At 52.8% G+C, this 24596-nt stretch carries 20 protein-coding genes; 15 read left to right on the forward strand and 5 right to left on the reverse strand.

The window, feature by feature from the left end; all coding sequences use genetic code 11:
- Positions 1-321: 321 nt before the first annotated feature.
- The 4 genes from rsgA to CFI03_RS23260 all read right to left on the reverse strand — a co-directional run bounded on the left by rsgA (position 322) and on the right by CFI03_RS23260 (position 3179).
- Positions 322-1434, reverse strand: coding sequence for a ribosome small subunit-dependent GTPase A (rsgA, locus tag CFI03_RS23245; protein WP_248760237.1), 1113 nt, complete (start codon positions 1432-1434; stop codon positions 322-324).
- Between the two features lie 526 nt (positions 1435-1960).
- Positions 1961-2257 (reverse strand): YtpI family protein, encoded by a 297-nt coding sequence (locus CFI03_RS23250; RefSeq protein ID WP_127495455.1) that lies wholly within the window; start codon positions 2255-2257, stop codon positions 1961-1963.
- Between the two features lie 76 nt (positions 2258-2333).
- Positions 2334-2849, reverse strand: coding sequence for a sporulation membrane protein YtrI (locus CFI03_RS23255; protein ID WP_127495454.1), 516 nt, complete (start codon positions 2847-2849; stop codon positions 2334-2336).
- A gap of 3 nt (positions 2850-2852) precedes the next feature.
- Positions 2853-3179, reverse strand: a complete 327-nt coding sequence (locus CFI03_RS23260) for a YtrH family sporulation protein (RefSeq protein ID WP_127495453.1) — start codon at positions 3177-3179, stop codon at positions 2853-2855.
- A 124-nt stretch (positions 3180-3303) separates the two neighbouring features.
- On the opposite strand from CFI03_RS23260, the gene CFI03_RS23265 reads away from it, so the two are divergent.
- The 8 genes from CFI03_RS23265 (at position 3304) to CFI03_RS23300 (ending at position 14493) form a co-directional block, all read left to right on the forward strand.
- Complete coding sequence (locus CFI03_RS23265) at positions 3304-6966, forward strand: DNA polymerase III subunit alpha (protein ID WP_248760240.1); 3663 nt, start codon at positions 3304-3306, stop codon at positions 6964-6966.
- Positions 6967-7093: 127 nt separating this feature from the next.
- Positions 7094-7588, forward strand: a complete 495-nt coding sequence (locus CFI03_RS23270; RefSeq protein ID WP_015846042.1) for a phosphatidylglycerophosphatase A family protein — start codon at positions 7094-7096, stop codon at positions 7586-7588.
- Between the two features lie 96 nt (positions 7589-7684).
- A complete protein-coding gene (locus tag CFI03_RS23275; RefSeq protein ID WP_015846041.1) occupies positions 7685-7873 on the forward strand; it encodes a hypothetical protein in 189 nt (62 codons plus the stop codon).
- A gap of 36 nt (positions 7874-7909) precedes the next feature.
- Positions 7910-8782, forward strand: coding sequence for an acetyl-CoA carboxylase, carboxyltransferase subunit beta (accD, locus tag CFI03_RS23280; protein ID WP_127495451.1), 873 nt, complete (start codon positions 7910-7912; stop codon positions 8780-8782).
- Positions 8772-9809: an acetyl-CoA carboxylase carboxyltransferase subunit alpha gene (locus CFI03_RS23285; RefSeq protein WP_248760242.1), complete on the forward strand. Its 1038-nt coding sequence runs from the start codon at positions 8772-8774 to the stop codon at positions 9807-9809. Before accD ends, CFI03_RS23285 begins: the two co-directional genes overlap by 11 nt.
- A 90-nt stretch (positions 9810-9899) precedes the next feature.
- On the forward strand, positions 9900-11654 hold the full coding sequence (pyk, locus tag CFI03_RS23290; protein WP_127495449.1) for a pyruvate kinase: 1755 nt from the start codon (positions 9900-9902) through the stop codon (positions 11652-11654).
- Positions 11655-11851: 197 nt separating this feature from the next.
- Positions 11852-12319 carry an acyl-CoA thioesterase gene (locus tag CFI03_RS23295; RefSeq protein ID WP_248760244.1) on the forward strand — a complete coding sequence of 156 codons (468 nt, stop codon included), beginning with the start codon at positions 11852-11854 and terminating at the stop codon, positions 12317-12319.
- A 110-nt stretch (positions 12320-12429) separates the two neighbouring features.
- On the forward strand, positions 12430-14493 hold the full coding sequence (locus CFI03_RS23300; RefSeq protein WP_248760246.1) for an RNA degradosome polyphosphate kinase: 2064 nt from the start codon (positions 12430-12432) through the stop codon (positions 14491-14493).
- Here CFI03_RS23300 and CFI03_RS23305 read toward each other — a convergent pair.
- On the reverse strand, positions 14484-16013 hold the full coding sequence (locus CFI03_RS23305) for a Ppx/GppA phosphatase family protein (protein WP_248760248.1): 1530 nt from the start codon (positions 16011-16013) through the stop codon (positions 14484-14486). The two genes, CFI03_RS23300 and CFI03_RS23305, sit on opposite strands and share 10 nt — an antisense overlap.
- A 275-nt stretch (positions 16014-16288) precedes the next feature.
- Between CFI03_RS23305 and citZ the strand changes: the two genes are divergently transcribed.
- From citZ to CFI03_RS23340, 7 genes are all read left to right on the forward strand, one after another.
- On the forward strand, positions 16289-17401 hold the full coding sequence (gene citZ / locus CFI03_RS23310) for a citrate synthase (protein ID WP_248760250.1): 1113 nt from the start codon (positions 16289-16291) through the stop codon (positions 17399-17401).
- A gap of 42 nt (positions 17402-17443) precedes the next feature.
- The gene (icd, locus tag CFI03_RS23315; protein WP_127495444.1) at positions 17444-18739 is read left to right on the forward strand and encodes an NADP-dependent isocitrate dehydrogenase; all 1296 of its coding nucleotides are present in this window, start codon (positions 17444-17446) and stop codon (positions 18737-18739) included.
- A gap of 136 nt (positions 18740-18875) precedes the next feature.
- Positions 18876-19817: a malate dehydrogenase gene (mdh, locus tag CFI03_RS23320; protein ID WP_248760252.1), complete on the forward strand. Its 942-nt coding sequence runs from the start codon at positions 18876-18878 to the stop codon at positions 19815-19817.
- A 93-nt stretch (positions 19818-19910) separates the two neighbouring features.
- Positions 19911-22079 (forward strand): DNA helicase RecQ, encoded by a 2169-nt coding sequence (recQ, locus tag CFI03_RS23325; RefSeq protein WP_248760255.1) that lies wholly within the window; start codon positions 19911-19913, stop codon positions 22077-22079.
- A gap of 112 nt (positions 22080-22191) precedes the next feature.
- On the forward strand, positions 22192-22617 hold the full coding sequence (locus tag CFI03_RS23330) for a hypothetical protein (RefSeq protein ID WP_248760257.1): 426 nt from the start codon (positions 22192-22194) through the stop codon (positions 22615-22617).
- Positions 22618-22769: 152 nt separating this feature from the next.
- A complete protein-coding gene (locus tag CFI03_RS23335) occupies positions 22770-23726 on the forward strand; it encodes a sugar kinase (protein WP_127494681.1) in 957 nt (318 codons plus the stop codon).
- Positions 23727-23728: 2 nt separating this feature from the next.
- Positions 23729-24526: a DeoR/GlpR family DNA-binding transcription regulator gene (locus tag CFI03_RS23340; protein WP_248760259.1), complete on the forward strand. Its 798-nt coding sequence runs from the start codon at positions 23729-23731 to the stop codon at positions 24524-24526.
- Positions 24527-24596: the final 70 nt, after the last annotated feature.

Genomic DNA, 24596 nt, shown 5'->3' on the forward strand with positions numbered 1-24596 from the left:
TTAATTACTTATGCGAGCCGTCTTTACATTGAACAATCACCTTTTGAGACAGCCCCTTTTTTTTATTTTCATTCGGGTTCTACTCTGTCTCACGACTACGTTGCACCAAATGCACGATAATGGCGCGAATCTGCTCTGTTATCCGAAATATCCTGCACGGAATGCAGTATATTCGAGAAAAGTAGCCGTCATTGGTTCAGTTGGGCACAATATCCTGCATTCCGTGCATTATACCACTTCGGCTTCCCACCAAAATGGCTGATAGACTGCATTTCGTGCAATCTATTTTCAGCTGATATAGCAATAGGGAAGAGTGGCAAGTTAATCATAGTCCCAATCGCCGGCTTTTGTTCTGTGCTCACTCCTGCGGGAGGAGGAGCCGGCTGCTTTTTTTGCTTTTTTCGCAAGGCTGTTTTCTTTGCGCGCAAGACGGGAGAGCTCTTTGGCGGTCTTTCTGTAGTTGTGAAGCCGTTTCGCTTCAAGCGTTCCGTCTTGAATTGCTTGAAGGACCGCGCAGCCGGGGTCGGATTCATGTCGGCAATCCCGGTAACGGCATCCGGCAGCCAGAGCTTCGATATCGGAGAAAGCCTGTTCCAATCCGTCCTGCGCATCCCACAGCTGAAGCTCGCGCATGCCCGGCGTATCCATGACAAGCGTTCCGTTCGGCAGAAGAAACAGCTCCCGATGCGTTGTCGTATGGCGGCCGCGGGCATCGTTTTCTCGGATGCCCTGAGTCTCCATGACGTTGTCATCCGCAAGCCAGTTCAGCAGAGTAGACTTGCCGACACCGGACGAGCCTGTGACGGCAATGGTTTTGCCCGGCTGCAAATAAGGAAGAAGCTGCTCTTTGCCCTGGTTTTGCAAGGCGCTGATGAGGTGCACAGGTACGCCGGGGGCCGCGCTCTCCATTTGTGCGGCGAAAGCCTCCGGATCACCGCATAGATCGGCTTTGGTCAGCAGAATAACCGGTGAAGCGCCGCTTTCCCATGCGGCAATCAGGTAACGCTCCATTTTACGTACGTTAAAATCCTGGTTCAGTGCGTTTGTAATAAACAAATAATCCATGTTGGCGCCTACGACCTGATCATCCACGGTGCTTCCGGCTGCTTTGCGGATCATTGCGCTTTGACGCGGCAGTAGGCGATGAATAACCGAACGTGTCTCGCCGGGCAGTTTTTCGGCCATAACCCAGTCGCCCACGGCGGGAAAATCGCTTTTGAGGGCCGCATTAAATTCGTATTTGCCGGTAACGGTTGCCGTGTGCTCGCCGTCTGGCGTCATGATCTGATAAGAATGGGAATGCTGGGCGATCACCCGCGCGGGCACGAGCTCTCGCGTGCTTTCCGGCATTTGCTCCATTTTATGGTTCCAATCGGTATTCCAGCCGTAGGCCAGATGTTGTTGATGTTGGTGCAGGGTATCGGTATTGTTCAAATCGGATGCTCCTCTTTAATCGTTTTATTGGATGGTGTAAAACAAAAAAACCGCAGGGATTCCCCTGCGGAAGGCACAAAAAAAACCGCAAGGACCTCTCGGTCCCGCGGCGCGTCTCTAAATGGTTAGAAGGCGTTCCGAATAGGCCGAGATACATGAACAGCGCAAACAATCGATAGGTTCATCATTTAACATCAGCCTCCCGTAGTAAGATGTGCTTAGTATATGCAAAAGAAGACCGTATTCTCTAGGCCAACTTTGAGTAAAAGAAAACTTTCCGTTACCCAAACAAAAAAGCCGACCCGCGAAATGCCAGGTCGGCTTTATCTGCTGCCCAAAAGACGGGCAGCAGTAGACTTTTATGAAAATGAGAGCACGGAGTGGGCGAATATTTCTGAGAAGCGTAGCGCTCGCCTTTGGTTGCCGGATTCCTACCTTCTTCTACGTATAATAAGAGGAATCCGGAACCAACAGCGATCGAAGAAATATTCGCCCCACGCAGTGCCATCCATTTTCATAACGCGCTCTACTGCTGCATCGTCCGAAAAATACTATGGTTACGCAGCCCCGCAAACAAATTGAAAAATCCGATTACGAGAAAAATCGCCCCAATCACGATACGGGCCGTCGAAGTGCCGGAGAGGAACAGCTGAACGCCGGCGATAAACATAAGCATAAAGCCCATGCTGATGTTCATCCGGGAAGCATGAAGGCCGCGCGCTCGCGTGTCCGTCGAGCGTCGGGATCTAAAGCTGAAAAAGACGGTAAGCGCGAGCGTGATCATGATGCCCGGCGCAAACACCCATTGCAGGAGTGAATCCATGTTTGCTACAGCTCCTTTTGTAGTCTCAATGGCGTTATTGTAGCATGAATTCACCCAAAACCGGAAATAAATGCGATTAAGAAGGAGGTCTCGAGTAGAGCCGGACCTTCACCCATACTTGCAGCCTGTTTTCCACGACCAGAATGGTCGTGATGTCGATAGAATAGTCTTTTTCAAGGACGTTGGTATAAATCTTGTTGCTTAACAGTCTGCGCGCAAGCTGGGCGTCCGTGTCGATCTCATAAATGCTTTGCCCGAGGAAAACGGATAGATCGGCTTTGATCCGCTTGATTAATTCCGCTTCGGTTACTTTATCAAGCTTGGGGCGGTCGGTATTTTGGCCGGCTTCCTCTTCGATCCGCGGCACGACGCTTTTGATGACGGTATGCTGATTTTTGAACATCGTTAAATTTTTAATATCCGTTTCGGATTGCTCGAGCTTTACTTCCAGATCGCTCTTCAGATTCACTAACGCCTCGAATTGGGCGTGGTACATGGAGTTGTAGATGATTGCGCCAAGCAGCATGCCAAGCAGCAATACGCCAAGCATCTGCACCCCTTTGACATACCGCTCAAACTGAGGTACGCGCATGCATCAAGCCGCCCCCTTGCAAATAAGCTTGACCAATTCCGTTCCCATATGGGCGCCTAGAAAAGCGATGGCAATATAAGCAATCTGAAGGACGGCCGGCGACAAATGCCCTTCTACGATATTACTTTCGATAACGCGCATCGGATCGATAGAGCCTCCGACGGCTGCGACAATCGCCCATATTTTGAGATTGCCGGCCGTACTCAGCATCATGGAAGTAGGGGGCAGCAGCAGAAAAACCGAGCCGATTCCAGCCAGCATGGATCCTCCGACAACAACGCCAAAGGCGATAAAAAAATCAAGCCCGGCCTTGGATAAAATGACGTTCACAACGTACACCTGCCTTTTAGCGCATAGTCCAGCCTGTCCGGCTGCCTCACTACCATTCTATGGGCGCTGTGCGGTCTATTATGATAAAATAGAAGGAATAAGAACCGAAAGTGGGTGCCAGCGGATGAACAACATAGATTCCTCGTTTGTGCATTTGCACGTGCATAGCGAATACAGCTTGCTTGACGGCGCAGCCCGGATCCGCGATTTGGTGGCAAGGGCTGCCGAGCTAGGGATGAAGTCGCTTGCCCTTACCGATCACGGAGTCATGTACGGAGCTATTCCTTTTTATAGAGCATGCCTGGCACAGGGCATCAAGCCGATTATTGGCTGCGAGATGTATTTTACGGCGGGTTCCCGTTTCGAGAAGGGGTCGCGCAAGGACAATCCGATCTATCATTTAATTCTTCTAGCGAAAAACGAGACCGGTTACCGCAATCTGATGAAGCTGGTCTCGATTGGCCATCTGGAAGGCTTTCACTATAAGCCGCGGATCGACCCGGAAGTGCTGGAGGCCCATTCCGAAGGACTGGTCTGCTTAAGCTCTTGTCTGCATGGGGAGATCTCGCAGCATCTGCTTCACGACCGCCGGGAGGAAGCGCTGGCGGCAGCTTTGCGCTACAAGCGGGTCTTCGGGGACGACTTCTATCTGGAGCTGCAGGATCACGGCATGCTGGATCAGAAAAAAGTAGCGGCGGCCATGATCGAATTGGCTCGGGAAACAGGCATTAAGCTTACGGCAACGAACGACGTACATTATTTGACGCCGGAGGATGCCGCCGTGCAGGATGTTCTGATTTGCATCGGAACGGGCAAGTCGGTAGACGATACGGACCGGATGAAGATAGGGACGGATCAGCTGTATATGAAAAGCGGCGAGGAGATGGAGCTCTTATTCCGCCATGCGCCTGAAGCGATTCGTCATACTGCCGAGATTGCGGACAAATGCTCGCTGGAGCTGACGTTTGGGCGGGCAGCGCTGCCGGTCTTCCGTCCGGTGCCAAGCGGCATGAGCTCGTCGGCGTATTTGGCGGAGCTTTGCAGAACCGGTCTTGCTTCCCGTTACGCCGGTCTGCCGCAATGGTCGGAGGATCCGGCTTTCCGGGAGCGGGCGGAGGCAAGGCTTGCTTACGAGCTTTCCGTTATTGAAAATATGGGTTTCAGCGATTATTTCCTGATCGTATGGGATTTCGTCCGCTTTGCCCATGAGCAAGGCATCCGGACCGGCCCGGGACGGGGCTCGTCGGCGGGAAGCCTGGTTGCTTACGTGCTCCGGATTACCGACGTGGATCCGCTGAAGTACAAGCTCCTCTTCGAGCGGTTCCTGAATCCGGAGCGGATTACGATGCCGGATATCGATATCGACTTCAACGACGAGCGCCGGGACGAGGTAATCGCTTATGTCTCGGCCAAATACGGCGATGAGCATGTGGCGCAGATCATTACCTTTGGCACAATGGCCGCCAAAGCCGCGGTCAGAGACGTCGGGCGCGCGATGAATGTGCCGTTCGCGGAGGTGGACCGGGCGGCGAAAATGATTCCGAATCAGCTCCACATTACGCTCGAGGAAGCTCTTCGGATCAGCGAAGGCCTGCGCGAAGCCTGCCAGCGGCAGCCGAGAACCGACGCCATGATCAAGATGGCATTGAAGGTGGAGGGCATGCCGCGCCACGCTTCTACCCATGCGGCCGGCGTTGTCATCTCCGGCGGTCCGTTAACCGATTACGTCCCGCTGCAGGCGGGAAGCGAGCGGACGGCGCTGACCCAATATTCGATGGAGCATCTGGAAGCGGTCGGCCTATTGAAAATGGACTTCCTCGGCCTGAGAACGTTATCCATCGTGGAGCGTTCGCTTGCCTGGGTGAAAGGCTTATACGGCAAGGAGATTGATTTCCGCAAAGTGCCGGATAATGACCCGGACACCTACGCGATGCTCGGGCGCGGCGAGACGATGGGGATTTTCCAGCTGGAGTCGTCCGGCGTCAGGCGTGTACTGAAGGAGATGAAGCCAAGCGAATTCGAAGACATCGTATCGGTGCTCGCTTTGTACCGTCCGGGTCCGATGGAGTTTATTCCGAATTACATTCAGGGCAAGCATGGGCTTGCGCCCGTCAAATACCCGCATCCCTCTCTCGAACCGATTTTGTCGGATACGTACGGCATTATTGTGTACCAGGAGCAGATCATGCAGATTGCGTCGGCCATGGCCGGCTTCTCGCTTGGCGAAGCGGATTTGCTGCGCCGCGCCGTATCGAAGAAGAAGCGGGAGGTGCTCGACGAGCAGCGCGAGCATTTCGTGAAGGGCAGCGTAAGCGAAGGGTATAGCAGCGAGGATGCCAATCTGGTTTACGATATGATCGTCCGGTTTGCGGACTACGGCTTCCCGCGCGCCCATGCCGCGGCCTACGGCGTGCTCGCTTTTCAGACGGCATGGCTGAAGGCGCATTATCCGATTCCGTTTATGGCGTCGATGCTTGCTTCCGTTACCGGCAATCAGCGGAAAACCGCCGAATACGTGGACGAATGCAGACGGATGGGCATTGAGGTGCTGCCTCCCGACGTGAACGAAAGCGGCGTTACGTTTACGCCGGTGGAGGGAGCCGTCCGTTTTGGCCTTGCGGCTATCAAAAACGTTGGTACTCAAGCTATCGAGGCTATCGAGAAAGAACGCCGGGAACGGCCTTTCGACAGCCTGCTTGACCTATGCCGGCGCGTGGATCTGCGCGTCGTCAACAAGCGGGTGCTGGAATCGCTTATTCAAGCCGGAGCGATGGAATCGCTGCCCGGCCACCGGGCGCAGCAGCTTGCCGCTCTCGAAGAAACCGTTGATGCCGCTTTGAAGTGGCGCAAGGAGCGCGAGGAACTGCAGATCGAGCTGTTCGGTTTTGACGAAGTGCAGAACTGGGATGTCGAGCTGCCGGATATCAGGCCGTATTCGACGGGCGAACAGCTGGAGCTGGAACGGGAGCTGCTTGGCCTCTATTTGTCCGGCCATCCGCTGGATGCGGTAGAGGAACAGCTGGAGCCGCTTGGCCTTGACCGGTTCGTAGAGCTTGGGGAGGCAGCTGAAGGAGCTGCTGCCGTTATCGGAGCGAGAGTGGTTTCCCTTAAACCGTTTACGAATAAAAAAGGAAATGCGATGGGCTTTATTGAAGTAGAGGACAGGGTTATGCGTGCTGAGGGAGTTGTATTCCCGGCTGTATGGAAGCGCTGCGGGGATCGTATTGCGAAAGGCGGGCTCGCGATTATTCACGCTACCGTCCAGCATCAGGACGAGGACTTTAAGCTGATCATCGAGGATGTTGTGCCCATTCAGGAAGGAACGGCAACGGCGGAGCAGCTGGCCGAGCATGTCAGGCGGATGCGGAAGCATGCGAGCTCCCGTGCTTCGAGACCGGCAGGAGGCGCCAATCAGCCGCCCGCTCAGAATTCTTCGCAAGGCAAAGCGGCAGGAGCCGGCACGGCTCAGGCTGCAACGGCGGCACCCGCAGCCCGGAAGCCGCAGCCTGCAAGGCCATCGGTGCCGGCCGAGCGCCCGAACCCGCCTGCCGAGAAGAAGCGCCAGCGCGTCTATATCAAGATCATCGCTTCGCGCGAGCATCCCGACGTGCTGGAACAGCTGAAGAAGCTGTTGGCCGACCATCACGGCCAGCTGGATACGGTGCTGTTCTATGAACGGGAGCAGCGTTCGCTTGCTCTGAGCGAAACGTACCGCACCAAGCCTTCTCCGCAATTATTCAGCGCCATTGAGCAGCTTCTTGGGCAAGGAGCCGTAATTGTCAGATAATTTATGCACAACTCTATCGCTTCCCGCATACATTTAATGTTACAAGTGGGATTAAGCGGCTGCTGCCGCTGCTTTTTCCCGGCTTACGTTGCATGAAAACGTACAAGCATATGCGGGAGGGATGGACATGACGTCCGGAATCGAAAAGTGGTTGCAAAAGCGTGGAGTAAGCGTGGATGATATTGCGGAAATTGTATATACGCTGCAGCGTCCTTACAATGCGGATTTGACCGTGGCCGAATGCGAAGAGAGCGTAAGAGCCGTTTTGGAAAAGCGCGAAGTGCAGTATGTCCTGTATACCGGAATCGCTCTTGACGAGCTGGCCGAACGCCGTTTGCTGCCGGAGCCTCTTCAGGCTATCATGGAAACCGACGAGTCCCTGTATGGCGTAGATGAGACTTTGGCACTAGGAATAACGAATGTTTATGGGATGATCGGCTTGACGAGCTTCGGATATTTGGATAAAGTAAAGCCCGGCATTATTCGTCAGCTGAATCTGAAAGGCGAGAAAATTCACGTGTTTCTCGACGATCTTGTCGCAGGACTGGCGGCGGCGGCATCAGCAAGGATCGCGCATCAGGACCCAAAAGCCATCCGATACCATTTGCCCGATTCGCCATGACTGTGGTATCATTATGACATCATATGGCCTTTAACGGGATTGACTTGTTAGAAGATGCGAACTTTGCTATGGGCAAAGTTTTCAGGAGGTACCATAATGTGGACGGTCATTTACATCGCTCCAACCGCTAGAATCGCGGACAACATCAAGAAGCGGCTTACGGAAGAAGGCTTTCTCGTAAAAGTCCGTCCAGTTAATCTGTCTAAACAGCAATATGAGATTTTGGTTCCTTCGGGTGAATTGGAGGAAGTACAGGAAGTATTCAACTCCATAATGCAGCCGTAATACCTTATACTATTGCGCCTTGAGAGGTGTCACACATTGCAAATTAAGGACTTATTTTCAAAGAAGAAGTATGCGACCATCCCTTCTGAGCGGCCTAAACGCGACATACCGGAAGGTCTAATGAATAAGTGCTCCAAATGCGGCACCATTCAGTACAGCAAAGAATTGGATAAGAACTTGAAGGTATGCTCGTCATGCGGGCATCATTACCGTCTGAGTGCTTGGGAACGGATTGGAATGACGCTTGATGACGGGCGTTTGTTTGAATACGATGCGGATATGGAATCCGTCGACCCGCTCGAATTCCCCGGGTACAAAGGGAAGCTCGAGCAGCAGCGGCAGAAAAATCCGAATCTGCGCGAAGCCGTTGTAACGGGCGAGGGCACCATTAACGGCCATCCGGTTGTTGTTGCGGTCATGAGCTTTGACTTCTTCAGCGGAAGCATGGGATCTGTCGTTGGCGAGAAAATAACACGAGCAATCGAAGCGGCGCATGAGAAAAAGCTGCCCCTTCTTATTTTCTCGACATCGGGCGGCGCCCGCATGCAGGAAAGTATACTTAGCTTAATGCAAATGGCGAAGACAAGCGCCGCTCTTTCCATGTTTCAAGGGGCTGGAGGCTTGTTCATTTCGGTGTTTACGGATCCTACGATGGGTGGGGTTTCCGCGAGCTTTGCGAGTCTTGGCGACTATAATTTGGCCGAGCCCGGCGCACTTGTCGGTTTTGCCGGCCGTATCGTAATCGAGCAGACGATTCGCCAGAAGCTGCCGGACAACTTCCAGACGGCGGAGTTCAACATGCAGCATGGACAGCTTGACCTGGTTGTTCACCGCAAGGATATGAAGACAACGCTTGGCAAGCTGCTGGATATGCATACCGTAAGGGAGGGATTATCCCATGGCGGCTGAACAGATGCTTCCGTTCGAGAAGCCGATCAGCGATTTGCGCGAGAAGATCGCAACGCTGAAGACGCTGGCTGAGAGCAACGGCATGGACTTTTCCGAAGAGATAACGCGTCTTGAAGAAAAGTGCAAGCAGATGGAAGAAGAGTTGTACAACGAAATGACCCCGGCGCAGAAGATGCACATTGCGCGTCTTCACCAGCGTCCGACTTCGCTTGATTTCATTCAGGCGGTATTTACGGACTTTATCGAGCTGCATGGCGACCGCTTATTTGCCGACGATCTGGCGATTGTCGGCGGGCTGGCGAAGCTGAACGGCTTGCCGGTAACGGTAATCGGCCATCAGCGCGGCAAGGATACGAAGGATAATATTGCCCGTTTCTTCGGCAGTCCCCATCCGGAAGGATTCCGGAAAGCGCTGCGTCTTATGCAGCAAGCGAACAAATTTAAACGCCCGATCATTACATTAATCGATACTAAGGGCGCTTATCCAGGCAACACGGCCGAGGAGCGTGGCCAATCGGAAGCGATTGCCCGCAACTTAAGAGAGATGGCCGGATTTGGCGTGCCAATCGTCTGCATCGTTATCGGTGAAGGCGGCAGCGGCGGGGCTCTTGCCCTCGGCGTAGGCAACCGGGTACTGATGCTGGAGAATGCGATCTACTCTGCGATTTCCCCTAACGGCGCGGCTTCCATTCTGTGGAAGGACGCATCCAAAGCGGATATTGCGGCCGAAGCGATGAAAATTACGGCGAAGGATTTGCTCGAGTTCGAAGTGATCGAGGACATCATAGAAGAGCCGCAAGGCGGCGCGCATCGCGATCTAGCGTTCACGGCGGAACGGATGAAAGAGAAATTGTGGAAACATTTGGCGGAACTTCTGCCGATGACACCCGAGCAACTCATTGAAGACCGTTACCATAAATTCCGCAAGGTTGGCGAATTCCAAGTAGCGGAAGCCGCAGCGCAGGAAGCTGCGGAGGCCCCGCAAGAGGCTGAAGCTCCCGAAATGACGGAATCGGCAAAGGTATAAAATTTTTGCACTGTCGTACAAGCTGCGGCTCAAGATCTTGATTATTGACTATAATGACTATAGCAGGCACTAAACGGAGGATACTTAAACATGCGTAAAGCTAAGATTGTATGTACGATTGGACCTTCCAGCGAATCGTTGGAAAACACGAAAAAACTAATTAAAGCGGGTATGAACGTTGCCCGTCTGAACTTCTCCCACGGCGACTTTGAAGAGCACGGCAACCGTATTAAAAACATCGGTATCGCAAACAAAGAGCTTGGAACTAACGTAGCGATTCTGCTCGACACCAAAGGTCCGGAAATTCGTCTCGGCAAGCTGAAAGAAGAGCCGATCGAGCTGGTAGCAGGCGAGCGCGTTGCTCTGACAACGGAAGAGATTCTGGGCGACATTAACCGTGTGCCTATTACTTACGACAACCTTCCTAACGACGTTTCCGTAGGTTCGACTATTCTGATCGATGACGGCTTGATCGGCCTGACGGTTGAAGAAGTTCAAGGCACTGAAATTATTTGCCGCATCAACAACAGCGGTCAAATCAAGAGCAAAAAAGGCGTTAACGTTCCCGGCGTTGCGATTTCCCTTCCGGGCATTACGGAAAAAGACGCTAACGATATCATCTTCGGTATCGAAATGGGCATCGACTTCGTAGCGGCATCGTTCGTTCGCAAAGCAAGCGACGTGCTTGAAATTCGCGAGCTGCTTGAGCGCCACAATGCAAGCCACATCCAAATCATCTCCAAGATCGAGAACCAACAAGGCGTTGACAATCTCGATGAAATCCTGGAAGTTTCCGACGGCCTGATGGTTGCCCGCGGCGACCTTGGCGTTGAGATTCCGGCTGAAGAAGTACCGCTGGTACAAAAAACAATGATCGAAAAATGTAACCGTGCCGGTAAACCGGTTATCACGGCTACTCAAATGCTGGATTCGATGCAGCGCAACCCGCGTCCTACACGCGCTGAGGCAAGTGACGTAGCGAACGCGATCTTCGACGGCACGGATGCGATCATGCTCTCCGGCGAAACAGCTGCCGGTAAATACCCGGTTGAAGCGGTAACAACAATGTCCCGTATTGCCGAGCGTGCGGAAGCGGCTCTGGAATACCGTGAAATCTTCACGAAACAAGCTAACGCTCAACAAACTTCCGTAACGGAAGCAATCAGCCAAGCGGTTGCGGTATCCGCTCTGGACCTGAACGCTGCGGCTATCGTGACTTCGACGCAAAGCGGCTTCACGGCTCGCATGGTATCCAAATACCGTCCGAAAGCGCCAATCATCGCGGTAACAAACGATGAGAAGGTTATGCGCCGTCTGGCTCTGATCTGGGGCGTTAAACCGGTTCTTGGCGAAATCGCTGAAACAACGGACGCCATGTTCGAGAATGCGGTTGATGGCGCAAGAAGCACTGGCTTGATCAGCCTTGGCGACACAATCGTTATTACGGCAGGTGTTCCGGTTGGCCGCGCAGGTACAACAAACCTGATCAAGATCCACCATGTTGGCGAGCTTCTGGCTCAAGGACAAGGCATCGGCAGCCAAACGGCTACAGGCCGCATCGTTGTTGCCCGCACGCCTGAAGAAGCAAATGCACGCGTAACTTCCGGTTCGATCCTGGTTACGGTATCGACGGATAAAGAATATATGCCTGCTTTCGAAAAAGCGGCTGCCGTTATTACAGAGCAAGGCGGCATTACAAGCCATGCGGCTGTATGCGGCATTAACCTGGGTATTCCGGTTATTCTGGGCATCTCGAATGCAACGGAATTGCTGATGGACGGTACGGAAGTAACGGTCTACGGCGAGACTGGCGTTGTTTACTCCGGACAAGCTAAAGTTCTGTAAGAACGAATTTCATATTTCTCTTAAGAAGCAGAGAAGAACAGAAGCGAGGGTGAGCATTCACCGTCGCTTTTGTTTCACGTTTAGGGAAATACATATACATATATGCACGGTTTATTGCACGATTTATGTTTGCGTTTTGTAAAGAAAGCTAATTTTTTTCGCCTCAAGTTCGTAATAATATAGGGGGTAGCTTCATCATGCCATCACAGCAATGGTTCCTTCATCCTCTGCGCGTTCGTTATCAGGAAACGGATCAAATGGGGGTTGTTTTTCATGGAAATTACATAACCTGGTTTGAAATCGGCCGTACCGAGCTGATTCGTTCAGCGGGGTATGATTACAAAACTATCGAGCAGCAAGGCCTGCTGCTTCCGGTAGTGGATCTTCAGTGCAAGTACGAGCTTCCTGCCCGTTATGACGATACGGTGTTGATTTGTACGCGCATATCCGATTTTTCGCCAGTGCGTCTATCCTTTGAATCGGAAATTCGCAAGGTAAGCCTGGACCAATTCCATCCCGCTATTGTTAATCATTACGAGGATCTTCCGGGGGAGAGGCTGGTAGCCGGCGGAACGAAGCATGTCTGGGTAAACGAGAAATGGCGGCCTGCAAGACTAGATAAGGGCCTGCCTGAATTATATGCCTTGCTCCAGTCCATGGCTTAATGGAGCAATCGACCGAAGCAACCGGAGCGTTAACCTGATCTTTACAAATCGTTAATATTCCTATAATAGTCATCAGTCATAATAGGGGCATAATTGGGGAGGCGTGAGGAATGACAAGACAATTGTCCCACTATGTGAACCGGGATTTGAGCTGGATTGAGTTTAACCGCAGAGTGCTCCAGGAAGCACAGGAGTCGAATAATCCACTGCTTGAACGCGCCAAATTTTTATCCATTGTATCCAGCAACCTGGATGAATTCATGAGTGTAAGGGTAGCGGGCATTCAGGACCAGATCCGCGCGGGCTATACGAAGATGGATTTCACGGGCTATACGCCAGCGGGACTCTGGAAAAGGCTGATCAAACGGACGACCCAGATGGTCTATGATCAATACAAAACGTACCGGGAAGTATTCCGCTCTCTCGGTCGGGAAGGCATTATTATTTCATCCGTCAAGGAACTGAACGTCAGCCAATCCAAGGCGGTGTCGGAATATTTTCAGGAAATTGTTTTCCCCGTGTTAACCCCGATGGCCGTTGACCAGAGCCGCCCGTTCCCCCTCGTACATACAAAGGAGCTGTATCTGGCGGTGCTTTTGCAGCGGGAGGATTCGGACAAGGATGATGAGCCGCTATTCGCCATTGTGCAGGTTCCTTCGATTCTGCAGCGTTTCGTGCCTGTGCCAGGCCGGACAAACAGCAAGAAGATGGAGTTTGTGCTGCTCGAGGATCTTATTGAAAATCATATTACGACCTTGTTTAATGGTTACGTTCCGTTCGCCGTTCATGCGTTCCGCCTTACGCGCAATGCCGATCTTACGCTGAATGAAGACGGGGCGGAAGACCTTCTGGAGGAGATCGAGAAGGAGCTGCGCAGAAGACGCTGGGGGATTCCGGTGCGGCTGGAAGTCGCAAGAGGCATGCATCCGATGGCGCTTGAGATTTTGAAGGAAGAGCTGGAGATTGAAGATAACCTGATTGAGATTGACGGGCCACTGGATCTCAGCTTCCTGATGAAATTCGCGAACTCGCTGCCGGGCTATGACAACCTTCGCTACAGCCGACTGGAGCCGGTGTACCCGCATGAGTTCGACGAAACGGATGATATGTTCGAAGTGATCCGTCAGCGCGACGTGCTGATGTATCACCCTTACGAATCGTTTGAAGCGGTCAACGATTTTATCGATCTGGCTGCGGAAGACCCTAACGTGCTCGCAATCAAAATGACGTTATACCGCGTCAGCGGACAATCCGCGCTTGTGCAGGCATTGTCCAAGGCAGCGGAAGCCGGCAAGCAGGTAACTGTGGTTGTGGAGCTTAAGGCAAGGTTTGACGAGGAACGGAATATCGCCTGGGCGCGCCAGCTGGAGAAGTCGGGCTGCCATGTCGTTTACGGCCTTGTCGGCCTTAAGACGCATGCCAAGATTTGTCTCGTTGTCCGCAGGGAAAGCGGCACGCTGCGCCGTTACGTCCATGTCGGAACGGGCAACTACAACGACAGTACGGCAACGCTTTACACGGACATCGGTTTATTTACTTCCCATCCGATTATCGGCAGCGATGCCTCGGCTTTGTTTAACGAAGTAACCGGGTACTCTTCGCCATACGAATGGAAGGCGTTTGGCGTTGCTCCGACAGACTTGAAGGAGAAGCTGTTCCGGTTGATCGAACGCGAGATTGCTAACGCCAAGCAAGGCAAAGGGGCACATATTATTGCGAAGATGAATTCCCTTTCCAACCAGGAAATGATCGATAAACTGTACGAAGCTTCGCAGGCCGGGGTCAAGATCGACCTGATTGTCCGGGGAGTCTGCTGCCTAAGACCGGGCGTGGCCGGACGCAGCGAGAATATTCGCGTAATCAGCATCGTGGACCGGTTCCTGGAGCATGCGAGGGTGATGTACTTCCATAACGGCGGAGATGAAGAAGTCTACCTGTCGAGTGCGGACTGGATGACGAGGAACTTGACGCGCCGGATCGAGCTGATGAGTCCGGTATTTGACGAGAACCTGCGCAAAACCTTGATCAATATGCTGCAGCTTAATTTGGACGATAACGTGAAAGCCCGCGAGCTGCAGCCAAACGGCACCTACGTTCATGTGAAGAACGAAATGATGCCGTTCCGCAGTCAATTCGAAGCCAGATCGATTCCGCAGTGGAAAAATTACGTATAGTCGGGAAGGGCCAGGACGGGAGTTAGTCCCCAGAGCTTTTTGAAATCGGAGGACAGCTCCTCGACTTCCCGGGCTTCAACCGCCAATGTTCCTTCGGAACGCACAGGATTAAGCAAAAGCTGGCTGCCGGACTGGACTGCTTCCAGCCGGCCGATGGCTTGCGTCTCGCTGCGGTCAAGCGCTGCCGCGAGCTGAAGCAGAATGCCAAGCTTATGGATGCTATCATAATCGGATTCGCCCAGCAGTTCCTTGTACTCAAGAAGCTGCTGGCGGGTCCGGTTTTTGCTTTTATAAGAGGCAATAGCCGCAATCATGAGAATTTCCCGATGGGCAAGCCCGTTCAAATGGGAATTCACGATGAGATAAAACGTATGCTTCGCGTATTCATAATAATCAATGGATGCGCCGATCCGGAACAAGGTGGAGGCGGCATCAAGCAGCACTTTGGCCCGGTTCGGAAGCAGATGCACGGGTCTAAGCTCATCGTAGAGCTGCAGGGCCAGACGGTTTACCTGCATCACATGCTGCTTCGGCGCAGCCGGATGCAAAGCGCTTACGTTCTGCAGGCTGAATGCGAGCACGTCCTGATGAAGGGAACGCCCGGGGAAACGGGTCGCATGGAACAGACCGTCGCGAAGGCCGGAGCCGCAGATGCGGTAATGGCTGGTCTTCAGCAGGCGGAACAAGGTGCGCAGCACCGCAATGCCGGGCACTATGACGTCTGCGCGGTCCTTGGACAGACCCGGAAATTTCTTGCGTCTGTCGAGCGGCGTTAGGTACAGCTCCTGGAACAGGGCATCCGCATCGGGCCCCGTCATCGGATAGTTGTGTGTTTGGGTAAAAGGATACTTCGTCGCCGCTTGATGAGTTTTACCCATAGCGCGTGCGGTTCCGCCAACCCCGATCAGCGGCAGGGAGGGGGATTTCGTCAGCCAAGGCTCGTTTTTGACGGCTTCGGAGACCAGCGCTTCAATGCTTTTAAGTCCCTCTTCGTTCAGCGTTCCTTTTACCGCGTATTTCCGGTTGAGGCTGACGCAGCCAAACGGGAAAGATACCGATTGGACAAGCTGACGGCCGCGGAAAAGGGATACCTCCGTGCTTCCTCCGCCGATATCAACAAGAAAGCCGTCCTGCACATCCATGGCGTTAATCATGCCAAGAAAGCCGTAGGAGGCTTCTTCTTCGCCGCTTAGCAATTCTATCGTAAGGCCGGTTTCGGATTTAATCGTTTCCAATATTTCTGCCTGGTTTGCCGCATTGCGGATAGCGGCTGTGGCCACCGCGCGGATATGTCCGGTCCGGTTATGAGCGCAGATCATCGTAAAATGGTTTAGCGTGCCGAGCAGCTCGGTAATCGCATCCGTTGCCAGAATGCCGTTGTCATCAACCCGCTCCGCGAGACGGGCAGGACGCTTGCCTCCGTCAATGACGCGATGCGCGCCGTTAGCGGTCCGCTCATAGACGACAAGGCGGACTGAGTTCGAGCCGATATCAATGATGCCAATTCGTTGTTCTGTCATCGTGGTCCTCCGTGCTAGTTATTTCTTCTATTCTATCACATTGAAATATGATTACGTTAAGCGAGTATTTTTGAGCGGAATAGGGAAAAATGCGTCTGGAGCAATTCGTGCGAAATTTGTGGAAGAAAGGGAATGAAAAAAAACTTTATAGCGCTGATAAAGCATTTCTATGTCCGGTTTTGTTCACTTCGCTGATAAAATCATTTATGATTAATAGCGACGAGAGGTTTACTATTTTTGGCGAATAACTTTTCAAGTTAGAGGAGAGAGAACGAATGACAGCAACTAAAGGTCTTGAAGGAATTGTGGCCGCTTCTTCGTCGATCAGCTCCATTATCGATGGAGTCTTGACATATCGCGGCATTAATATTGATGATCTTGCAGAAAATGCGACATTTGAAGAGGTTGCCTACCTGCTGTGGTACGGCAAGCTTCCTAATCGTTCCGAGCTCGAAGGCTTGCAGCAAAAGCTGGATCAATACGCGGCTATCCCTGCGCAAGTGATCGAACAAATAAAATTGTATCCGCAAGGCACTAACTCGATGGCAGCGCTTCGCACAGCGGTATCGAGCCTTGCTCTGTACGACGAATCCGCAAACGACATGTCTCCGGAGGCGAATCAGCTGAAAGCAATCAAGCTGCAAGCTCAGCTTCCGACAGTTGTTGCCGCTTTCGCCCGCATCCGCGAAGGCAAAGAGCCTATTGCTCCTAAAAAAGGCGTATCGATCGCTTATAACTTCCTGTACATGCTGACTGGCGAAGAGCCGGCTGAAGTAGCGATCAAAGCATTGGATCAAGCATTGGTCCTGCATGCCGACCACGAGCTTAACGCTTCGACATTCGCAGCACGCGTAACCGTTGCGACATTGTCCGATATCTACTCCGGCGTAACTTCCGCAATCGGCGCGCTTAAAGGCCCTCTGCATGGCGGCGCTAACGAAGCGGTAATGGTCATGCTCGAAGAAATCGGTTCGATGGCGAACGTTGAAGGCTACATTAACAACGCGCTTGCGAACAAACAAAAAATCATGGGCTTTGGCCACCGCGTCTACAAAGACGGCGACCCGCGCGCGAAGCACCTGCAAAAAATGTCCCGCGAACTGGGCAAACTGACAGGCAACATGGAGCTGTACGAGATGTCCATTAAGATCGAAGACATGGTTACCGGCCAAAAAGGTCTGAAACCAAATGTTGATTTCTACTCGGCATCGGTTTACACTACATTGGGTATTCCTCGCGACCTGTTCACGCCGATCTTTGCAATCAGCCGCGTTTCGGGATGGAGCGCGCATATCCTTGAGCAATACGAAAACAACCGTCTGATTCGCCCTCGCGCTGATTATGTCGGCCCGGTTAACGCGAAATATATTCCAATCGAGCAGCGCTAATTACAAGGCGCAGCTTACATACCTTAAGGAGGATTTATTCTAATGGCACAATTCGAGAAATACGCCCTTCCAACAGAAGGCGAGCAAATTACAATTGATAACGGTACTCTCCAAGTACCTAACAACCCAATCATTCCTTTCATCGAAGGCGACGGCACAGGCCGCGACATCTGGCGCGCATCGAAACGCGTTCTTGACGCAGCTGTAGAGAAAGCATACGGCGGCAGCAAAAAAATCGCTTGGTACGAAGTATTCGCAGGCGAAAAAGCATTCAACGAATTCGGCGAATGGCTGCCAGCTGACACGCTGACTGCGATCCGCGAATACATCGTTGCAATCAAAGGTCCTTTGACAACTCCAATCGGCGGCGGTATCCGTTCCCTGAACGTAGCGCTTCGCCAAGAGCTTGACCTGTACACTTGCCTTCGTCCTGTTCGTTACTTCGCTGGCGTACCATCCCCGGTTAAACGTCCTGAGCTGGTTGACATGGTTATCTTCCGCGAGAACACGGAAGACATCTATGCAGGTATCGAGTACCAAGAAGGCTCCGAGCAAGTGAAGAAAGTGATCGCATTCCTGCAAAACGAAATGGGCGTTAACAAAATCCGTTTCCCTGAAACTTCCGGTATCGGCATTAAGCCAGTATCCAAAGAGGGCTCCCAACGTCTTGCCCGCGCTGCGATCGAATACGCGATCAAGCATGGCAAGAAATCCGTTACTCTGGTTCACAAAGGCAACATCATGAAATATACAGAAGGCGCGTTCAAGAACTGGGGCTACGAAGTGGCTGAGCAAGAGTTCGCGGACAAAACTTTCACTTGGGGTCAATACGACCGCATCAAAGAAGCAGAAGGCACAGACGCTGCTAACAAAGCACAAGCGGAAGCGGAAGCTGCTGGCAAAATCGTCGTAAAAGACGCGATTGCCGACATCGCTCTGCAACAAGTTCTGACTCGTCCTACTGACTTCGACGTAATCGCTACATTGAACCTGAACGGCGACTACCTGTCCGACGCTCTGGCTGCTCAAGTTGGCGGTATCGGTATCGCTCCAGGCGCTAACATCAACTACCTGACTGGCCATGCGATCTTCGAAGCAACTCATGGTACAGCTCCTAAATACGCAGACAAAGACGTAGTTAACCCAGGTTCCGTTATTCTGTCCGGCGTTATGATGCTTGAGCATCTGGGCTGGCAAGAAGCGGCTGACCTTATCTACAAAGGCATGGAAACTTCGATCAACAACAAAACCGTTACTTATGACTTCGCACGCCTGATGGAAGGCGCTACTGAAGTGAAATGCTCGGCATTTGCTGACGAAGTAATTAAAAACATGTAGTTTACACAAAGCGGGGGGCATTTTTGCCCCCTCTTTTTTTGCCATAAAACCAGCCTTTTACGCTTATCTTCTATCTTATTTGGATGACTTTTGGCAATAATGCAGATGTTAATACAAGTATAGGAGGGTTACATTAATGGCTATTAAACGCAGAAAAATTACAGTTGTAGGCGCAGGCTTTACAGGCGCAACCACGGCTCTGATGGCCGCACAGAAGGAACTTGGCGATATTGTGCTGGTCGATATTCCGCAACTGGAGAATCCGACAAAAGGCAAAGCGCTTGATATGCTGGAATCCACGCCCGTTCAAGGCCTGGATGCCAACATTACGGGTACATCCAATTACGACGACACGAAGGACTCCGACGTCGTTATTATCACGGCCGGCGTTGCCCGCAAGCCCGGCATGAGCCGAGATGACCTGGTTAACACCAATGCAGGAATCGTCCGCTCGGTTTGCGAAAGCGTAAAGGCGACAAGTCCAAATGCTTATGTCATTATCCTCTCTAACCCGGTGGATGCCATGACTTACGTGGCTTACCAGACGCTTGGTTTTCCTAAAAATCGTGTGATCGGCCAATCCGGCGTTCTGGATACCGCGCGTTATTGCACCTTTATCGCGCAGGAGCTGAACGTCTCGGTAGAGGATGTACGCGGCTTTGTGCTTGGCGGACATGGCGATGATATGGTGCCGCTCGTTCGTTATTCCAATGTCGGCGGTATCCCGATCGAGAAGCTGATCCCGGCTGACCGCATTGAAGCGATCGTACAGCGTTCCCGCGTTGGCGGCGGCGAGATTGTAAACCTGCTTGGCAACGGTTCGGCCTACTATGCGCCTGCGGCATCGCTTGTACAAATGACGGAAGCGATTCTGAAAGACAAGAAACGCATTCTGCCGGTCATTGCCCTGCTTGAAGGCGAGTACGGCTATAACAATCTGTTTATGGGCGTGCCTACGATTATCGGCGGAGACGGTATCGAGAAGGTTATGGAGCTTGAACTGACCGCGGAGGAAAAAGCGGCTCTGGACAAATCGGCCGAATCCGTTCAAAATGTAATTAAAGTAGTGACGGGCTAACCGATAGGCCATACACTCATAAAGTTTCGTTTGGGAGGACCCTGACACTTAGCTGCCAGGGTCCTTATTGTGATTACGGAAGGGGGAATCGACGTGCTACAGCAGGCACGGAGCGAGCTGAAAAAGGTCTACGGATACGATACGTTTCGTCCAGGCCAAGAGGATATTATCGAAGGAATATTGGAGGGACGCGATACGCTTGCCATTCTGCCAACAGGCGGAGGGAAGTCGATCTGTTATCAGATTCCGTCTTTGCTTATGCCCGGGACCTCTATCGTTATTTCGCCGCTCATCTCGTTAATGAAGGATCAGGTTGATGCTTTAAACCGGCTTGGCGTGCCGGCTGCGTTTCTGAACAGCTCTCTTGGGGCGGAGGAGTACCGGACCATCCTGCGTAATGCGCTTCGAGGCGAGTACAAGATGCTGTACGTGGCGCCGGAGCGGCTGGATGCTCCTATGTTTACGACCTTGTCCGAGCAGCTCCACATCCCGATGATTGCGATCGACGAAGCCCACTGCGTGTCGCAGTGGGGGCATGATTTCCGTCCAAGCTACCGGCAGCTGGCCGGCTGGATCGGCAAAATGCCTAACCGTCCGCTAGTGTCGGCATTTACGGCAACAGCGACGCAGGAGGTAGCGGCGGACATTACGGCAATGCTTGGTTTGCGGGAACCGAATGTTTTTGTGACCGGCTTTGCAAGGCCTAACCTGTCTCTCTCGGTTGTAAGCGGAGGGGACAAGAAAAACTTCCTGCAGCAATTTTTGCGCGAGCGCGAGGATCAATCCGGCATTATCTATACGGCTACGAGGAAAGAAGCGGAGCAGGTGCAGGAGCTGTTGGTTCGAAAAGGGATTGCGGCGGGTAAATATCATGGCGGGCTGTCCGATACGGAGCGGGCGGAGACGCAGGAGCGCTTCCGGTTTGACGAGCTCCGCATTATGGTAGCAACCAACGCTTTCGGCATGGGGATCGACAAGCCCAACGTTCGTTACGTGATTCACTGGCAGATGCCGGGCGATATCGAGTCCTACTATCAGGAAGCGGGACGTGCCGGCCGGGACGGCGAGGAGAGCGAATGCGTTCTGCTGTTCGAACCGCAGGATGTCCAGGTACAGCGTTTCCTGATTGAACAAGGCATGGGCGATGAATACCGGAAATCGGTCCAGCTGTCCAAGCTTCATAACATGATGAACTACAGCCGCACGCAGCGCTGCCTTCAGCAATACATCGTTGATTATTTCGGCGAGAAGGGCGTTGAGCCTTGCGGAAAATGCAGCAACTGCCTGGATAAAAGCGAGCTGGTTGACCGGACGGCCGAAGCCCAGAAAGCTTTATCCTGCGTAGGCCGGATGAAAGGGCGGTTTGGCGTTACGATGGCGGCCAAGGTGCTCAAAGGCTCGCGGGACAAACGTCTGCTCGAGTTCGGGCTCGACCGACTGTCCACTTACGGACTCTTCAGCAATTGGCCGGAGAAGGAAATTGCCGATTGGCTGTATTGGCTGGTAGCGGAAGGGTATCTCCGGATGAGCGAAGGGCAGTATCCGACCGTATCGCTTACGGCAAGCGCCCTGCCGATCCTGGAGGGCAAGGAGACCGTGATGCAGCGCCTGCGGACCAGCGTTCGCCGAAGCGCCTCGGGTAACGGCGGAGCAGCTTCTTCTCCGCTGTTTGACGCCCTCAAGCAATGGCGCAAGGAAGCGGCGGCAAGAGAGAATGTGCCTCCGTTTATGCTGTTCTTCGATGCGACGCTGAAGGAGCTGGCCGATGTACGGCCTGTTACGGAAGAGCAGCTGATGCAGACGAAAGGGATTGGCGCAGCCAAGGCAAGCAAATACGGCGAGGAAGTGCTCGCCATTATCCAGGCGCATGCCGGAAGCGAGGGCGGTACCGCTACGGCTAGCATCAGCGCAGCGCCAAGGCGGCAGCCGGCAGCGCGTCCTCCGGCATCCTCGGAGGAAACGCCAAGCCATGTTCAGACGCTGGAGCGGTTTAATGCCGGTCTGGAGACTGCGGCTATCGCGGAAGAGCGTGGACTCAGCCGGGTAACGATAGAGGGCCATTTGATCCGCTGTGCGGAAGAAGGGCATGAGCTCGATTGGAGCCGGATCATTCCGGAGCAGTACGAGGACCGGATTGTACAGGTCATCGGGGAGCTGGGCTGGGACAAGCTGAGGCCTCTTAAAGATGCTCTTCCGGAGGAAGTCGACTATTTCGCCATCCATGGAGTAATCGCCAAACACGGCTTTAAGACGAAATCTTGAACATTGCCGAAAATGCCCTTGAAATGCCGTATTCCTTAAGGCTCGGCTTTGTGTTTCAGACAGGCATTTAGTATACTTATTGGTAGATTACGCATATGCAGGAGGGTATTTCATGAATGATGTGTTTTTCTTTTTACACTTGTTAGGGGCAGTCGGGATGGGCTTTTATATCGTCCTTCCGATCATGATTGGCAAAGCGACTAAGCTTGCCGGCCTCGGACAAGGCGGACTGGCTGACGGTCTCGTATCGGCAAACCGGATTGTGCAATATGCGCTTATTATTCAGCTGCTGACGGGCGGTTACCTGATGTCGCAGGCGGATTATTCCGTTGCCTGGATGATTATCGTAACAGTACTGTTCCTTGCGATCGCTGCGATCTCCGGCATTATGTCTAAGCCGCTTAAGCGTATCGTATCCTCCATTCAGGACGGACAAAGCGCGACGGGTCATATCGCGAAAGCACGCACGTTCAGCTTGATCGTATTGGTTCTTTACGTGGTTGTTATTTATTTCATGGCTTTCCCTATATACAAGTAACAATCCACGCTTACGAAGTAAGAATTACTACAGTAGTCAGTGAACGACTACTTGTGTAGTAATTCTTTAAGTTAATGCTTACGAAGTAAGAATTACTACAGTAGTCACTTTTATGACTATTTGTGTAGTAATTCTTTTTAGGAGGGGAAATCGTGCATCAGTCATCACCAGACGTAGTAACCTTTGGGGAATCGATGGCATTGTTCATGCCGCAGGAGCATAAGGCTTTGGAACGGGCAGCAACGCTGGAGCAAGGCTTTGGCGGCGCGGAAAGCAACGTGGCAATCGGACTTGCAAGACTCGGATGCTCCGTAGGCTGGTTCGGCGCGCTTGGCAACGATCCATTCGCCCGTATGATTGTGAAAACGCTTCGCGGGGAAGGCGTTGACGTATCGCGCGTGAAATTCAGCGACGAAGCCCCGACAGGCATGATGTTCCGCGAACAGGTAGCGGGCCGCCTTGCCGTTCATTACTACCGCAAGCATTCCGCGGCAAGTCGGATGACACCGGAAGAGCTGGATGCGGATTATATCCGCGGAGCCAAGCTGCTGCATATTACGGGAATTACGACGGCTCTTAGCGAAAGCGCGAAGCAAACGGTGCTTCGGGCCGTGCAGATTGCAAAAGAGGCTGGCATAAAGATTTGTTTTGACCCGAATCTGCGCCTTAAGCTATGGTCGATTGAAGAAGCGCGAGAAGTGCTGCTCCCTCTTGCCGAAGAAGCGGATTACTTCCTGCCGGGTTGGGACGAGCTGAAGCTTTTGTACCAGACGGATGATTTCGAGGAAGTGAAGGCAAAGCTGAAGCAGCTCAAAGCGGTTACGGTTATTAAAGGACTTGGCGATACGACGGTTGTGCTTGATAACGGCGAAGAAGTAAGCGTCCCGTTCTATCCGGCCGAGAAGGTAGTCGATACGGTTGGAGCAGGCGACGGCTTCTGCGCGGGCTTCCTCGCTGGCGTGATGAAAGGCATGACGCCGGTGGAAGCGGTTGGCCTGGCCAGCATCAACGGATCGCTTGTCGTGCAAATGCGCGGTGATTGGGAGGCTCTTCCGGAGTGGAGCGCCGTTGAACAGCGAATGTCCTCTAAAGCGTGGGTGGAGCGATAACAATGGCTGATTGGAACGTTTCTGGATCCAAAGGGCAGCGCCGCCGCGAAGCGATATTGCAGCTGCTCAAGCAGCAAGGACGCATTACGATTCAAGAGCTGGTGGAACGCTTTGATTGCTCGGAGGCGACGGCTAGACGCGATCTGGAGCAAATGGAAGCGACTTATCCGATCATTCGAACCATCGGCGGTGCGATGTATGACGGCATGAATACGGTCCGCGACACGGCGTTTGCGGAACGGGAAGGGCTGTCGTATCTGGAGAAGGAGCGTATCGCCGCCAAAGCGGCATCGCTTATAGAAGAAGGCGATGTGATTGGCTTGTCGGGCGGAACAACGAACTATCTGATTGCCAAGCTGCTTAAGCTGAGAAGCGGGATTACCGTTGTTACCAACGCCGTCAATATCGCGATGGAGCTTGCGGGCAGCAGCGTCCAGGTTGTCGTAACCGGCGGCATTATGCGGCATAACAGCTTTGAGCTATGCGGGCCGCTTGGCGAGGGAATGGTCGCGCATCTGAATATCGGCAAAATGTTCATCGGAGTGGACGGCATATCCGCTGCCGGCGGCATTACGACCTATTCCGAACAGGAAGCCCAGATTGCCAAGGCGCTTATCAAACGATCGCATACCACGTATGCGGTGTTTGACCAGACAAAGGTAGGCAAAACCTCGTTATTCTCGATCGCTGCGCTGCCCGAGCTGCAGGCTTTTATTACGGATGTGCCGTTAACGGGAGATCTGGCGGACAAAGCCGGACAGCATCAGATCGTTGTCCATGTGGCAGCGGAGCAGGAATAGCTTGCCCAATAGAATAAGGGCCGCGTGAAAGTCGTAAGGATGACTTTCGCGCGGCCTAGCCGCAAAATAC

This window comes from Paenibacillus sp. ATY16, assembly GCF_003399985.2.
Classification (GTDB): Bacteria; Bacillota; Bacilli; order Paenibacillales; family Paenibacillaceae; genus Pristimantibacillus; species Pristimantibacillus glycanilyticus.